The organism is Acidisoma sp. L85, from assembly GCF_009765865.1.
Lineage (GTDB): Bacteria > Pseudomonadota > Alphaproteobacteria > Acetobacterales > Acetobacteraceae > Acidisoma.
In genome coordinates, this window is the sequence record NZ_LMUQ01000054.1 from 1 (window position 1) to 14732 (window position 14732).

The 14732-nt window shown below is 60.2% G+C and carries 13 protein-coding genes and 1 pseudogene; 10 read left to right on the forward strand and 4 right to left on the reverse strand.

The window, feature by feature from the left end:
• Nucleotides 1-375, forward strand: a pseudogene (locus GSQ83_RS30010) (SHOCT domain-containing protein); the annotation flags it as partial.
• Between the two features lie 668 nt (nt 376-1043).
• Here GSQ83_RS30010 and GSQ83_RS18000 read toward each other — a convergent pair.
• Entirely contained in the window at nt 1044-1931 is an 888-nt protein-coding gene (locus GSQ83_RS18000; RefSeq protein WP_158804282.1) for an aldolase, read from the reverse strand.
• 196 nt (nt 1932-2127) lie between these two features.
• On the opposite strand from GSQ83_RS18000, the gene GSQ83_RS18005 reads away from it, so the two are divergent.
• The 5 genes from GSQ83_RS18005 (at nt 2128) to GSQ83_RS18025 (ending at nt 7147) form a co-directional block, all read left to right on the forward strand.
• Complete coding sequence (locus tag GSQ83_RS18005; RefSeq protein ID WP_216850321.1) at nt 2128-3105, forward strand: LacI family DNA-binding transcriptional regulator; 978 nt, start codon at nt 2128-2130, stop codon at nt 3103-3105.
• Between the two features lie 175 nt (nt 3106-3280).
• Entirely contained in the window at nt 3281-4513 is a 1233-nt protein-coding gene (locus tag GSQ83_RS18010) for a sugar ABC transporter substrate-binding protein (RefSeq protein ID WP_254065769.1), read from the forward strand.
• 38 nt (nt 4514-4551) lie between these two features.
• Nucleotides 4552-5436 carry a carbohydrate ABC transporter permease gene (locus tag GSQ83_RS18015; RefSeq protein ID WP_158804285.1) on the forward strand — a complete coding sequence of 295 codons (885 nt, stop codon included), beginning with the start codon at nt 4552-4554 and terminating at the stop codon, nt 5434-5436.
• Nucleotides 5437-5588: 152 nt separating this feature from the next.
• A complete protein-coding gene (locus tag GSQ83_RS18020) occupies nt 5589-6251 on the forward strand; it encodes a carbohydrate ABC transporter permease (RefSeq protein ID WP_158804286.1) in 663 nt (220 codons plus the stop codon).
• Nucleotides 6248-7147, forward strand: a complete 900-nt coding sequence (locus GSQ83_RS18025) for a sugar kinase (protein WP_158804287.1) — start codon at nt 6248-6250, stop codon at nt 7145-7147. Before GSQ83_RS18020 ends, GSQ83_RS18025 begins: the two co-directional genes overlap by 4 nt.
• 443 nt (nt 7148-7590) lie before the next feature.
• On the opposite strand, the gene GSQ83_RS18030 is transcribed toward GSQ83_RS18025, so the two are convergent.
• Entirely contained in the window at nt 7591-8451 is an 861-nt protein-coding gene (locus GSQ83_RS18030) for a DUF697 domain-containing protein (RefSeq protein ID WP_158804288.1), read from the reverse strand.
• On the reverse strand, nt 8448-9782 hold the full coding sequence (locus tag GSQ83_RS18035; RefSeq protein ID WP_158804289.1) for a YcjX family protein: 1335 nt from the start codon (nt 9780-9782) through the stop codon (nt 8448-8450). Before GSQ83_RS18035 ends, GSQ83_RS18030 begins: the two co-directional genes overlap by 4 nt.
• 494 nt (nt 9783-10276) lie before the next feature.
• Between GSQ83_RS18035 and GSQ83_RS18040 the strand changes: the two genes are divergently transcribed.
• The 4 genes from GSQ83_RS18040 (at nt 10277) to GSQ83_RS18055 (ending at nt 13363) form a co-directional block, all read left to right on the forward strand.
• The gene (locus GSQ83_RS18040; RefSeq protein WP_158804290.1) at nt 10277-11137 is read left to right on the forward strand and encodes a DNA/RNA non-specific endonuclease; all 861 of its coding nucleotides are present in this window, start codon (nt 10277-10279) and stop codon (nt 11135-11137) included.
• Nucleotides 11134-11388, forward strand: a complete 255-nt coding sequence (locus GSQ83_RS18045) for a hypothetical protein (RefSeq protein WP_158804291.1) — start codon at nt 11134-11136, stop codon at nt 11386-11388. The genes GSQ83_RS18040 and GSQ83_RS18045 overlap by 4 nt, the downstream gene beginning before the upstream one ends.
• Nucleotides 11389-11532: 144 nt before the next feature.
• Complete coding sequence (locus GSQ83_RS18050) at nt 11533-12645, forward strand: FAD-binding oxidoreductase (RefSeq protein ID WP_158804292.1); 1113 nt, start codon at nt 11533-11535, stop codon at nt 12643-12645.
• A gap of 22 nt (nt 12646-12667) precedes the next feature.
• On the forward strand, nt 12668-13363 hold the full coding sequence (locus GSQ83_RS18055) for an MBL fold metallo-hydrolase (protein WP_254065770.1): 696 nt from the start codon (nt 12668-12670) through the stop codon (nt 13361-13363).
• 18 nt (nt 13364-13381) lie between these two features.
• Here the strand turns inward: GSQ83_RS18055 and GSQ83_RS18060 are convergent, their stop codons facing one another.
• The gene (locus GSQ83_RS18060) at nt 13382-14539 is read right to left on the reverse strand and encodes a bifunctional 2-polyprenyl-6-hydroxyphenol methylase/3-demethylubiquinol 3-O-methyltransferase UbiG (RefSeq protein ID WP_158804293.1); all 1158 of its coding nucleotides are present in this window, start codon (nt 14537-14539) and stop codon (nt 13382-13384) included.
• Between the last annotated feature and the right edge of the window lie 193 nt (nt 14540-14732).

Below are 14732 nucleotides of genomic sequence, written 5' to 3' on the forward strand. Positions count from 1 at the left end.
GTCGGTGACATGTTCAACGTAGACTTGAAGGACAAGGTCAACGCGCTCTGCACGGCGCTGTCGCGCCAGGCAGAGGAGGTCAACGGACCGCCGCCAATGGAAGAGGATTCTCCCAAGCCATGGTGGCCGGAGGGGCTGGGTCAGCCCTCGTCAACTGGATCGCAGAATGGCATGCACTACGCTTGCTTCCCGGATGCAAGGCGTGTCGCAGTAAAGCAGGCTGAAACAGTGACATTATACGATAGCGGTGACCACAGGATCAGCGGCGTTTCCCAGTCGCAGAGCACGGCCCAGCAGTTGAGCTTCAGTAGTCAAAACGGAATAATTCGCGCGTCAGACCTTCCAATCGCTCGCGCGAAGACGCCGTCGCCGTGAAGCCCGCTCGAGACTTGCGCTGCAACACCCTTTCTGCGCTGAGTTCTTTGCACGACGACCTCGATGGTCATCAACTTGTGCAGGCTGGCCAATACGCCGCCGTTGTGCAAACCGAGTGATTCGACCGAACCAGCTCGATGATGTCAACACGCGATAACGGAGCTTCCCGCGTGGTGACAGAAGCTGCGGTTCGGGTGACATCGCGTTTCTTGCCGATTGATACTGAACGCCTAAGCCGGCTCGTCATCCTCTGATTTTTTTACCACTCCTGTCCAATTTGAATCGATACCCATCTCGTATCTTTCCAGGTCACACGTCAGCGAAGACCTGTCCTACGCTGAGCCCTGGGCCTGGATGCATCTGCCGCGCCATGCATTGGGGGTGCTCCTGCTTGAGCAGGGTTTCATTGAGATACGGTGAGGAGGCTAAGCAGGTGTACCGCGATGACCTCAGGCTGTCCGGGGTTTTTGAGCGTTGTGGGCAAACTCCTGACAACGTTTGATTGCTGCACATGCTGGCTGAATACCTGCGGCATCGCGGCGAGCGCGAAGCGCTGAGTGTAGAAGGCTGAGTGTACTGGAACCAAAACTTGGCGCGGCGCTTACGCTCGCTGATGCGACAGTTACGTGGTCGTGCCTTGTTGGCGCCGCGCCGCAGGCCTGCTGTCATTAACCCGATACGACCCTATCCACGACATCACACAGGGCCTGGAGGCGAGGGACGGCGTCGGTGACCAATGCTTCCTCGGTATTGGGTGTGCCAACCACGCCCCGCCAGACGGCCCGCCCGGCCAGGAACCCGGAGGCGCCTTCACGGCACGCCCATTCGACGGCCACCGGAAAATCATCCGGGGCGACGCCGGAGGACAGCACGACCCACGGACTCTGGATCACGCGGGTCAGCACGGCACAACCTGCCCGGACAGCCGCTTCTCCGCCCTTTCCGTAACGCGGTACTTCGGCCTTGTAGAGATCCGCGCCGCGATTTCCGAGTTCTTTGGCCGCCGCGAGAATGCCCTCCCCGAGATCCCAAGTCCGGCCGTCATGTGGCTTCCGTGAAACAGGTTCGATGATGCTGATGAGTCCCGCATCGCGGCAACGCGATATGAAGTCGTCTGCAAGGGCGACGCGGCGCTCCGCGGGTTCATCGGGACGCCAGATAATTAGGAGCTTCAAGGCGACTCCCCCGTCGGCCCGTATTTCTATCGGATTGAACGCCTCGTCAATGACGACGTCTGTGATGAGTTCCCCTCTTCCTTCGATGAAGTGGTCCATCGCCGCAATCAGGCCGCACCCCGGGCTGACCGCGCTTTCCGCTATGGCGCGCTTCCACGCGAACGGCCGATCGATGAGGACGGCGGATGCGATAGGCGTTAGCGCGCGCAATGCCGCGAGCTTGAACCCAGTTATCTGGTCGTTAGTAACCGGTGCGGCTTGCTTCTCCGCAAACATCGCACGCATGGATTCCCTCTGATCTATCGCCAGCATCGCCAGCGCTCCGGATGGCCGGGCAAGGCTCCGCAGCTTTAGGTTCGGTTTGGCGCTGACTGCGATCATCCCCGGGCTTCCCGCCTTGCTTTCTCCAGTTACTACCGCAACCTAGACATCGATGTAAACGATGACACGACGAACAGAGCTAAATGTAAACGTTGACATTGGTTGTTTGGAATGGCTTCCTGCAGGCAATGAAGGCCCGGAAAGGGCTATGGGTTTGGGGGAGGCAACACTGAGAAACCATGGAAGGCCTCCGACCGTGATCGACGTAGCGGAAGCGTGTGGTCTCTCAACGGCAACGGTTTCCCGGGTGCTGAACGGCCTGGTCGCCTCGGTCGCCCCGGAGACAGCCCAGCGTGTGATTGAGGCCGCAAGGTCGCTAGGTTACACGCCTTCGGCAATCGGACGCTCGCTGCGGCAATCGGAAACGAGGATTGTCGTCCTCCTGGTGCCTGACCTGACGAATGATTTCTGCGCCGATGTCGCGATGTCTCTCGAGAAGGCTCTGCAGCTCGGCGGCCTGTCGATGGTGCTCTGCAACACAGCTGAGAAGCCTGAGCAACAGGACCGCCTTCTAGCCGATGCGGAGAGCCTGAGGCCGCGGGGGATTGTTCTGCTTGGCGCAATGGATACACCACGGCTCCGGGCGATGGCTCAAACCGCAAGGCCGTTCATATTCATCAACCGCCGTCCTCCGCCGCCTATCAAGGCGCCTTATGTGGGCATTGATAACAAGGCGGCCGGACGCGCTGTTGCGGCCCATCTGCTCGAGCGCGGCCACACCGGTATCGCCATCATCCACGGTCCCCGAAAAAATTCGGCAAGCCGTAGCCGCCTCGAGGGATTTCTTGGCCGGATCGCCGAGCATGGCATCGACCCCGCTTCGGTCATTCAGATTGAAAGCGCACTGACGACTGAAGCTGGATACGGACATGGACGTGAGCTGCTCTCCAGGGGTCAGCCGCCTCGCGCGATATTCTGCGGAAATGACATGATTGCCTACGGAATCTACAGGGCCGCCCAGGAGCGCGGCGTCAGTGTCCCGGGTGGTCTCGCCATTGTCGGTTTCGACGATAACGGAATCAACGCGTGGCTCGCACCTTGGCTGACCACCATCCGCGTTCCCGCTGTGGATTTCGGTCCCGCCGTCGCGTCGCTGCTGAATGAAAAGAACACCGCCCGCCGGGAATCGGAAGTCATTCTTCCCTTCGAACTGACCGTGCGGAGTTCGACCTGAGCAGCGCACCCCGCACCGAAGGAGGCTGGCCGGAAAGGCGCAGACCTTGGCTGTAAAATCATAAAATCCTTGGGAGATACCGATGAAAGTCCTGCTACTCGCTACAATCTCGTTTCTTGCCTGCTGTGCCGCGCAGGCGGCGGAGGTCACCGTCGCGTCGGTGAATAATCCCGACATGGTGACGATGCAGCAACTTGCTCCTGTCTTCGAGAAAGCCAATCCCGATGTCACGGTCAAATTTGTCATTCTCCCAGATAACGTGCTCCGCCAGAACGTAACGCAAGACGTCGCTGTCAAGGGTGGGCGCTACGATGTCGCCACCATAAGCCCCTATGAAGTTCAGTCGGGCTGGGTGACCAACAAGTGGCTGGTTGATCTAACGCCGATGTTCGCGGCGCTGCCAGCCGCCGAACAGGCCGCGTATGACGTCGGTGACATTATCCCGACCATCCGGTCGGCGGTTAGCGTCAAGGGCCAGCTCTATGCTCTGCCATTCTACGGCGAGAGCTCCTTTACGATGTATCGCAAGGACCTCTTCGAGAAGGCCGGACTGACGATGCCCCCAGCGCCCACCTGGGACGATATCCGCACTTATGCCTGCAAACTGAATGACCCCAAAGCGCGGGTCTACGGCATTGTCATGAAAGGCGTGCCAGACTTCGGGCAACTCGCTCCCTTCATCACCTTCATGCATTCCTATGGCGCCAAGTGGTTCGACATGAACTGGCAGCCGCAGATAACAAGCCTGGCGTTTAAAAAGGCCTTTACGGCCTACGTGGATTTGCTGAAGAGCTGCGGTGAACCGGGCGCGACGAGCGTCGGCTTCAACGAAGCCCTCACGCTGATGTCCCAGGGTGACGCGGCCATCTGGGTCGATGCAACGGTGGCGGCTGGTTTGCTGGCGGATCCTAAAAGCTCAAAGGTAGCTGGCAAGATCGGCTATGCACTTGCCCCCACAGAAGGATCGGTGAATGGTTCCTCCTGGCTCTACACCTGGGCGCTTGGCATTCTAGCAACGTCGAAGCACCAGGACGCCGCCTTCAAGTTCATCCGGTGGGCCACGTCAAAAGACTACGTCAACCTGGTCGCTCAGACCTACGGGCCGCTGCGCATCCCGTCCGGCACGCGCCTTTCGACATATAGCAGGGCCGACTATGTTGCGGCGGCTCCCTTTGCACCAATAGTTCTTAAGGCCATCGAGGGTGCCGACCTCACTAAACCCGCGAGGGACGCGGTCCCGTACACGGGCACCGCGCAGGTAGACATCCCTGAATATGCGACATGGGCCGCTGACTTCGGCCAGAACTTCTCCGCTGTCATTGCTGGCAGCATGACTGTGGATGAAGCGTTGAAGCGTTCCCAGGCGACGGCAGTCCAGGTCATGACAGATGCCGGCTACATAAAATAAGGGACGCACCGGGGGCGGCGGCAGTGGCTGAAACAACAATGAGTGCGGCCCGTTTGGGCCGCCTCGCACCTTCGCGCTGGGCGACATTGCCTGCCGTGAGTTACCTCATCATCGTGACGCAGCTGCCGTTCCTGGCGACCATCTATTTCAGCCTCTACTCGTGGAATATGCTCTACCCCAATCGCCCCATGCGGTTCGTTGGCTTGCGGAATTTCGTTTATATCGTGACCGATCCGTTGTTCAGGACGGCGATAGAAAACACGGTCATCTTCACTGTGGTTCCGGCCGTCCTGACCATGCTCATCGGGCTAGGTCTAGCGCTGCTGGTGAACCGCCTGACCTTTGGCCGCGGCCTCGCCTATTCGCTTTTGTTCGCGCCGTTCCTGGTGATGGAAACCGTAAATCCTATCATCTGGAAGACCATGATTCTCAATCCGGTCTACGGTTTGCTCACATATGGCCTGAGCGTCTTCGACTTACCACCAGTTGACCTCATCAGCAACGAACCAAAAGTCGCGATAATCATCATGATTACCTGGCAGTGGGCGCCATTCATGATGCTCATCCTGCTGGCCGGGCTGCAGACGGTGTCGCAGGAAACCATTGAAGCCGCGCGGATGGACGGTGCCGGCACGTGGAACCAGTTCCGGTACGTGGTCCTGCCTCATCTTGTGCCGTACGTGTGCGTGGGCATGCTGATCGAGGCTATCCTGATTCTGCCCGTTTTCGGGCCCATCTACGTTGGGACCTATGGCGGTCCGGGAAATGAAACAACGAACCTCATGTTCAGCGTTTACAAAACGCTGACCGAGCAATACCAGATCGGCCGTGCGGCGGCCGGTGGCCTGGTCACGGCGTTCATGACGACGGCCGTGGCACTCGGGCTCCTCTCCTATGTCCGGCCCTTTATGGAGAGGAATTAGTTATGCGGAGGCTCCGCGCGAAGGCCCTCTCTGGCCTCACGTTCGTCGTCGCGTTCGGACTCTGTTTCCCCATCATCTGGACAGTCTTCACCGGCTTCAAGCGCGAGTCGGACGCGATAGCATTCCCCCCAACCATATTCGTCCCTCTGACATTGGCCCATTACTGGGGCGCGCTCACAGGTGGTTACCTGCACTATCTCGGCAACACGGTTATCGCTGTCGTTTCATCTATCGTGCTGGCCATGGCCCTGGCGCTTCCCGCTTCCTACAAACTGGCGTTCTTTCCGGGACGGAAGTCGAACGACCTGCTGTTCTTCGCTCTATCGACGCGCTTTATGCCGGGGGTGGCCGTCATCGTGCCGCTCTTCCTGCTCTATTCCAGGATGGGCCTCATCGATTCACTCTTTGGTCTCGTCGTGATTTATACCGCCCTGAATATCCCCATCGCTTTGTGGCTGATGCGGTCCTTCTTCCGCGACGTGCCCTTTGAACTGGTTGAGGCCGCCTTGTCGGAAGGTGCGCCTCACCGCGTGATTTTCTTGAAGATCGTCACGCCTCTCTCCAAGGCCGGATTTGCGACGACGGCGTTCTTACTCCTTATCCTGACCTGGAATGAGTTCTTCTTTGCCGTCAACCTGACCGGGCAGGGGGCCGGCACGCTTCCGGTCTATATGGCGTCATTCTTTACGACCGAAGGCCAGAGCTGGGCCCGGATGTCAGCGGCCGCTGTGATGGCGATTCTACCTGTCCTCCTTATTGGCTGGGTTGCCTCCCGCTCACTGGTCAAGGAGCTGCTTGCGGGAGCGGTGAAGTGATCCGCAAAATCGTCTGTGTTGGAGGAGCCGTTGTAGACTTCATCTACGGCGTCGAGCAGTTGCCATCGGTGGATGGAAAATTCCTCGCCACCTCTTTCGCAGAGAGCGGCGGAGGCATGGCCGCGAACGCCGCGGTGATCGTCAGCCGGCTGGGAGCACAGGCGTACTGGTGCGGACGGCTCGGCGATGATGACAAAGGCCGCATTATCTTGTCCGGCCTGCAGAGCGAAGGCGTTGATACTAGCCTCTCCCGTTTGTTTACCGGAGCGCAATCGTCGCACTCCCTCGTACTCAATGACCGTGAGGGCAACCGGGCGATCATCCTCTACCGCTCTGGCGCCATCGACCCTGATCCGGGCTGGCTTCCACTTCAGGAAATTTCCTCGGGAGACGCCGTCCTCGCAGATAACCGGTGGGTTGATGGTGCCGTCGCCGCCCTTAAGGCTGCGGCCGCGAAAGGCCTTCCGGGCATTCTCGATGCTGACGGTGCTGGCGACAAGTCGTCTCTGCCCGCCGTTGCCGCGGCGTCCCATGCTATCTTCTCGGAACCTGGTCTCGCCAGTCTCTTCGGCGCCGGTGACCCTGCGGCAGGCCTCCACGAGGCTGCTCGCCACTCTCCTTTCGTGGCAGTAACGCTGGGAGAGCGGGGGGTCCTGTGGTTCGGCCATGGGAACGGCATGCGGCACATGCCGGCCTTCAAGATTGACGCCGTGGAGACGGTCGGCGCCGGGGATATCTTCCATGGAGCGTTTACCCTGGCCCTGGTGGAAGGCTGCGGCGAGGAAGTGGCCCTCCGTTTTGCGTCGGCGACGGCCGCGCTGAAATGCGGGCGCGAGGGCGGCAGGGCCAGCTTTCCCTCGCGCCGCGAGGTCGAAGAGTTCCTGCGACAAAACTAGCGAGTTTATCTTCCGCGCCGGGATTCGGCGACAACAGGACGGCAAGTCCGCCCGCTTAACGCGGGTCGCAGGTCGGGATGCCAATTATGTCCGAAGCTTCGATGGAGAAAAGCTTTGAGCAGAAGCTGGCACACAACAGGCTACGACATGACTTCCATGAGCATGCACTTGCCAGCAGATCATACGTCAACACGCGATAAGTATCCTTCTCGCGTGTTTACGTTAGCCTTAAGTTGTAGACTCATAATGATCAGAGCTTTCGCCTCACCGACGAATCGCCTAACTGGTTGGCACTACCGTGAAAGCTCCGTCTCAATGGTTTGATCATCCTTTGCACTGCCTCGTCATTAGATTTGCAGGCGACATGGGCCGTTCCCGTCGGGAATGTTCGGAGACTCTTATTCCCAGGATCAACAAACTTGGCCACGCGTGTTGCCGAACAGCTACTCCTCGCCAACCGGGGGCAGTGGACTGCATGCCGCGGCGGCGGCGCGCGCCAGCAAGATCATGCGACGAGCGGCAACGCCGGCGCCGGCCATCTCGCCGAAGGCGTGGGCAAGAAATGGGTTAGATAAAGCCGCGTGCGCCGCGGCGTTGAGCGCTGCCTCCGTGCCAGCGACCAGACCTGCGGCCAACATAGTCCGGCGCACTAGACCCAGCGTGCCGAGTAGCCCAGGTCTCATGCCGTGCAGCACCGCCACTTGTCGCACGAGCCGCAATCCGCGCCAGGCCACCAGCAATACGGCCAAGGCAGGAGCGGGGGTGGCAGCGATGCCAGCTGCCATCTGGAGAGCTGCGACACGCCCGAGGGCGTCACTTCGGGCACGCATCGCTGCGGCAGGGCCGGCCCGCAGCAAGGCTAGAATCGCATCCGGATCATTGACCGCGTCGATGGCCGGCACCAGCGTCGCTGCCTCCGGCAGCGTCGCAACCCAGCGCCGGGCTGCGGCATGAACACGGTGACCATCGCCACTGGCCAGAGCGGCGCGCAGGCGATCGACCTGGCTCACTGCAAACAGCCCGCGCAACTCACGCCCAACGGCCGCGAACAGCAAGCCGAACCCCAGTGAAGCAACCGCCAGCGTCAGCCAACCTAGCCAGACGGCGCGGTCAAATTGACTGGCGACGAAATTGGCGGTCTGCAGCGCCGCCAGGCCCACTGCCAAGATCGCAATACCCGTGAGGGCGAGAGCCAGACCAGACGTGCGAGGGGCTAAGTCCACATCCGACCCAGCCAGCGGCATGGCAGGGTCAAGTCGAGGCGCGTCCGGGTTCTCGATCAACAGCCGTGGAGTGCTAGTCACAGCACGTCGTCCAGCAAGAACGTGAGCAACGCATCTAGCTCAATTTGCGGAACGCCGACGCGTCGAGCGTTCGGTAGGCGTGTCGGTTCGAATGCGGGCAAAGCGAAGAACTCGTGAGTCCAGAAGGCATCATCCGGTGGCTCATCGGGCACTTCGCCCGGATACGACAGTCCCACGCCCTCGTCCGCCACGCGCCCTCTTACGGCCGAAACACTACGGCCACCCAATTGCCAAGCAGCATCCTCCGTGCAGCGAACGGACGCTAATGCGAAATGAGCGCCTACGATCTCACCGCCGATCGGCGTCAGCGCTTTCATCAAAGCTCGCAAATTGCCGCGCTGCCGGGCGGCGACATGGTCTGCCTTGGTCGCGGCATAGGCGACACGACGGATCACCGGCGCCGGGCGACGGAGAGAAAGCAAGGAGGTGATGGCCTCCACCCATGAAAATTGCCAGCGCAGTGCCCCGGATGCCGCGGCCAGTGCCGCATGGGTATCAGCAAACGCTACCGGCCCCGCGCTAAGCGCGGTCAGCAAATCCGCCAAGACCACGAGCCGGTCGAGCTTGCCGAACAGTGGCGATAATAGGTCCCTGCGTACAGCGTCTGTGTAGGCGTCATATCGTTGGGTCAGCAGATTAGCCAGGCCACCTCGCCCACGCCGAGGGAAGAAGTGGATCCAGGGCGGCTCCGGCCCTGGCGCGGGCATTAGGAACCGACCAGGCTGCAGATAAGCCAGGCGCGCCTCGTCGCGCAGCCGACGAAGCAGGCTGCGGTAGAGATCGTGGCCTGCGCTGGCCAGGCTCTCGTCACCAGAGGCACCAGAAGGAATCGCCGCGGAAAAGGCGAGGAATTCTTTCGCCAAGGGTTGGTTCTCCAGCCGACGGAGTATCTCCTCTGACCAGGTAGCAAAATCCATTCGGAGCAGAGGTAGGTCCAGCAGCCACTCGCCCGGATAGTCGAGGAACTCCAGCCGAAGCCTTCGAGGTGGAAACTGCGCGGCCGGACCCGCCCGCGGCAGTGACAGATCAAGCGCCAGCATCGATACGGCCCCCGTTCGTGCGGGCCACGCAGCAGGCTCCCCGGCGAGCGCATCGAGATGAGCCGCGTAGTCGAAACGCGGAATTGAAGTTGCACCAGCCTGCGAGAGCGAAACACTAAGGCGCCGACCACCTATCCGCGCGGACAGTGCCGGCAACGTCGGCAAGCCCGCGCTCATTGCGAGCAGGTTCGCCGCCAATGATGTTAAGAAAACTGTCTTGCCAGCCCGGGCCAGGCCGGTGACGCCGATACGAACGGTACCGCCGGTCCACCCTGTTAGGGAGGGGATCAAGATCGTTGGATCAACTCGGTTGTGAGACCGCGCGCGCGGATCATGGTGTGCAGAGAGCGGCTCACGGTGGATCTCCTGAAGTTAGACACCGACGACCTGGAAGGTCGTGGCTTGTGGGTCACCTTTCACTAGATGTTCCTTCGTCCCCAAATGGTCTTGGTCATCTCTCATCGATGAAGCGACGCTCCAATAGCTCGTTGCGACTGTAATCTTCCGCTGATCACTACAAAAACAGGCGGCGCCTGCCCTTGGATCAATACTACGGTCACTTCGACGCGAGAAGCTAGGGAGCAGTCCCGGCCCGGTTTTCTGTTCACTTCCCACCAGTTGGCCGATTTTGACAGCGAGTGGCCCGAGCCAATGGCGGCGCCAAATGGTCGCGAAGTCGAGAGCACTGCAGACCAGGTTTGCATGGCCCACTCGAGCCTCTGAGCAATTTGCACCTTGTTTCACGACCGCCGATACTGTTTGCACTGATATGCAGATCGCTCAACATGAAAATTCTTGGCGCTTTCATCATTCTCCTCACTCTCTCAGTACCTGGCCTCGCTGCCGCTCAAATCGTCGCCTGTCCTCAATTCTTTCCTAGCGGGCGACCCCCGATTTTCCTCAATCCCAGGCTTAGCCAACGGACCACCTTCCTCTGCAATGATGCCTATGCCGTCATAGCCTCCGGGGTTACTCACGGTGCCATCTGGTCCGCCGAACATCCAAGCGTTGATTCCCTCGCAGCCGCTCGCCAGACGCCACGCCAAGGTGTGTTTCATCCCGAGGATCGCCTGCCAGAAGCGGACCAAGCGCAGCTCGAGGATTACCGGAGAAGTGGTGGCTACGATCGAGGCCATATGACGCCATCCGGCGACATGCCCGATGCTCAAGCACAGCAACAGAGCTTCTCGCTCGCCAATATGGTCCCCCAGACCAGCAACCTGAACCGCGGGATATGGGAGGGAATTGAGAGTTCCGTTCGGGACCTCGCTGTTCGCGAGGGTGACCTCTATGTTGTCACCGGCCCTGCCTTTCGTGGCTCAGAGATCCACGCTATCGGGATGGACAGCGTGCTCGTGCCGACCGATATCTGGAAAGCCATCTACGATCCCGCTGCTGGCACGGCTGGCGCCTACATCTGCACCAACACTGCCTCGCCTCAGTGTTCCGCTATCTCGGTTGCCCGGCTCGCCGAGATCACTGGTATTGACCCCTTCCCTGCACTTTCTATTCGCGCCAAGCAGGTCGCCATGCAGCTCCCCGGACCAAACAGCAGCCCTTATACTGGTTCTTCAAAACATACACGCCACCGACGGCCGCCGAACCTCTTGGTTCAAATCATTCGCCAACTTGGAGCCACCCCATGAGTGATTTCTCGCCTTTTGCGGATGACGCCGCATCGCTGTCGATCGGCAAGCTCACGATCGAAAATGGGACCAACCGGATCGCCCTCTATGGATCGCTCGATCTCACCCGCGACAAGCAAGGCCTGGCCCAAGCGGTCACTCTGAAGGCCATCCTTGACAAGGCAGTCGGGCTAATGACCAACCAACACGACTTGCCGAACAGCATCGAACCCTATGCGCCGACTAAGACCGTAAGCAATCCCTTTCAGTGACCGCTGCTGCTCTAGTTTGGGCCGCAATTTTAATGAGCGATCTCCCCTTGAGATGTCTCGCACTCCGCCTCTCGACCTGACAATCTCATCGCGGCCAGCCGGGCGCCACCCGCAGCGAGCGATCTGGACAGAAACGGAGCGGGCATGCGGGTGCTGATTCTAGGTGGGGGCGTCATCGGCGCCTCTATTGCCTACCACCTCGCCGTAAGAGGCGCAGACGTCGTCATTGTTGAGCGCAGCGCCATCGGCTGCGCCGCGTCAGGCAAGTCAGGGGGGTTTCTGGCTCTCGACTGGTGTGATGACACACCCCTCATGCACCTCGCCCGCCGGAGCTTTACGCTCCACGCCGAGCTCGCAGACGCGCTGAGCGGCGAGTGGAGCTACCGTCGGATGACAACCTACGCCGGCACCCTTGGCCGGTCACCGACCCGGGCGCCACGCGGCATCGGGCCAGGATGGATCTCGTCATATGTTGCGATCGACGGGCGGCTCGGTTCAGTCGGCACGACGGCGCAAGTGCATCCAGCCGCTTTTACCATCGGCATGATGCGCGCAGCGGAGGAACGGGGCGCCAGAATGCTCCTCGGCCAAGCCACGGGCTTGCTACGCCACGGGGACGACGTGGTTGGCGTGCAGATTGAGGAAGAAAGACTGGAAGGCGATGCCGTTGTCATCGCAATGGGACCATGGTCGATACTGGCGACGCTGTGGTTGCCGCTGCCGCCAGTGTATGGCCTCAAGGGCCACAGCCTCGTCTTCCAAACCGGCACGACATTCCCACCCGAAGCCCTGTTCCTTGAGTATGCGGAGCCAGTCGGCTCGATGCTCTCACTGGAGGTTTTCCCGCGCGCCGATGGCACGACTTACGTCTGTGGCATTTCGAGTGAGTCTCCCAGCCCGATGGATCCTGACCTCGTCGCTCCCGATGACAGCGCGATCGACCGGCTGAAAGCCTTGTGCGACCGCATGTCTCCGGACCTAGCGAGGGCCCCTGTCCTCGCGAGCCAGGCCTGCTATCGCCCCATAACGGCCGACGGATTGCCCCTGATCGGCGCGATCCCAGGCGCCTGCGGCGCTTACATTGCAACGGGCCACAGCGTCTGGGGCATCCTCAACGCGCCCGCCACCGGTGAGGCGATCGCGGAGCTGATCCTGGACGGGGCGGCGACCACGGTCGATCTTGCACCTTTCAATCCCGCCCGCCTCGCGGCCGTTGACCCCAAACGCGTTGAAGTCGCTCGAAGATTGCGCTGCTGACCAAAACCATGGCTGTTTCAAAGTGGACGGGAAGACCAAGCCGATGAAGATAACCTTCTACGCGCATGCGAGTTTCCGGTTGGAGACGCCGGAGGTGAGTATAGTCACCGACCCTTACACGCCCGAGGTCCCCGGCTTTGAGCCGATCGACGAGCCCGCCGATCTCGTCATCATGAGCTCTGCGACAGACAGGTTCCACTCCGACCCTAGCCACGTTCGCAATCAGCCGACCGTCGTAAACGCGCTATTAGACGTCCCGCCGAAAGGAATAACGGTGCGTGGCGTGCCGATTTGGGCGTTTCCCACGAGCGAAAGCCTGACCTTCGACTACAGGCGGGATCCCGATGCCAATGCGATGTATCTCTTCACCATAGGGGGCGTGCGAGTCCTGCACATGGGCGACGTTGGCAACGCGATCGAGCCGGCATCACTGGAAGTCTTGGCCGGCCAGGTCGACGTGCTGCTGGCCCTGACCGGTGCCCACGCGACGATCGGCCTTGAGGACCTTGACCAGGCAGTCGCTGTTATTGAGCCGCGCATCATCATCCCGATGCATTACTGGAACCCGCGCGGCGTGCTCAAGATCGAGCCGGTGGACCAATTCCTGGGACGCCATCCCGACAGGCTGATCATCCACCATGACGGCGGCGCGCTGACAATTGATCCCGGACAGCTGCCTGAGGCTCCCCAGATCGTCGTGCTGAGGCCCACGCGCTAACGCAACTTTCCCCTCTTGTTAACTGAAGATTTTCCGGCCGTGCTGATTTTGGGCGTAGCAGCTCCACGCGACGCACCGACAACTCCGGCGGCAGCAGCAGCCGAAATTCTTATCATCCGCAGGCTTCCAAACACCGAACGTCAGCGAGCGAAAAGCACGCCGCACTTCCAAGCAGGAGCCGCTTGGCGTTAGGCTCTTGATGCTAGTCCAGTCCGTTAGCGAAATCAAAAGCAGCCCGCCTGGGCTTTCTGGGATGGCCCGCCCCTTCACTTTCCGGCAGCGTAGGCTGGTTGGGGAGCTATCCATGATTGCACCGCGGGACTGTCCGAGATTGAGCCTGAGATAAGCTCTCGCCAACATGATCGCAGGAAGATTGAACGGCATAACTGAATGCAATTCGTGGAACGGCGTAGTCCAGGCGTCTGGCGGTGGCACTTCTATTTCGTCCACCGCAATCCCATAACGAGTTTGGAGCGAAGGATCGAGCTTGGTCCAGACCGCCTGTGCCAGGCTCCACTGGGCGCCGGAAACAGCTTCGAAAAACGCGCGCCCAGAGTAGCCAAAATAGAGGTCGTCGAGCGAGGCGCGAGCGTCGGCACGAGCAACAAGATAGCTCGTCACTTGGAACTGGCGATCGTCAGGATCGTCTCTTAGCTTCATGGGTACCCCTGAAGCAAAGGCGGTGATACGCCACCCGTTTGTCTTAACAACTTGATGTAGAAAACCCGCAGTTCGCAGGGAGGCTGAGAGGCTCGCTTGGCTTTGCAGGATGAGGTGCGATCCTACCGACAGTGTAGCGCGAAGCGCGTGCTTTTCGATCGGTCGATGGATCGCCTGAACATCCGGAGTCGTCAGAGCAAGAACCCCGTCGGGCCTCAGGCTACGATGAACATCCCTCAGGAATGCAACTGGGTCTGCTAGGTGCTCCAGGACCTCAGACGCCATGACCACATCGCAACTGTGATCCGGAACGGTTGTGGAGTTAAAATAGCTTGTTTGGATATCGACGCCCAGCATTTGCTTTCCGAGCTTCGCCAAATTCCCGGGGTCCATTCCCCGGCCTTGCCAGCGCATCGCGTTGACAGCGACATCAACTCCAAAACCGAAGCCACATCCGATCTCGACATATGTTGAATTTGGTGGCTTCTGTATCCGCGCAAGTATGTCAATAAACACTGACAGTCCTGCACCCTGCTGCGCATAATAGATCGTTGAGCCTCGTGCTCTGTCTTCCGAGGAATAATCGGGAATGGCCTGGTCTTTATAGAGACCGTTGAAAATGCTTGTGGCGGCTCGGGGAGGGATGATTCAAGCTCGGTATGTGGACCCGAGAGAACCGAGGCCGGATGGCCGAAATCGCGCGCAGGAC

Bases quoted from the DNA above. Each gene is read 5' to 3' on its own strand.
- GSQ83_RS18050 (WP_158804292.1), top strand. From the start codon at position 11,533: ATGCGGGTGCTGATTCTAGGTGGGGGCGTCATCGGCGCCTCTATTGCC.
- GSQ83_RS18015 (WP_158804285.1), top strand. From the start codon at position 4,552: ATGAGTGCGGCCCGTTTGGGCCGCCTCGCACCTTCGCGCTGGGCGACA.
- GSQ83_RS18045 (WP_158804291.1), top strand. From the start codon at position 11,134: ATGAGTGATTTCTCGCCTTTTGCGGATGACGCCGCATCGCTGTCGATC.
- GSQ83_RS18000 (WP_158804282.1), bottom strand. From the start codon at position 1,931: ATGATCGCAGTCAGCGCCAAACCGAACCTAAAGCTGCGGAGCCTTGCC.
- GSQ83_RS18010 (WP_254065769.1), top strand. From the start codon at position 3,281: ATGGTGACGATGCAGCAACTTGCTCCTGTCTTCGAGAAAGCCAATCCC.
- GSQ83_RS18040 (WP_158804290.1), top strand. From the start codon at position 10,277: ATGAAAATTCTTGGCGCTTTCATCATTCTCCTCACTCTCTCAGTACCT.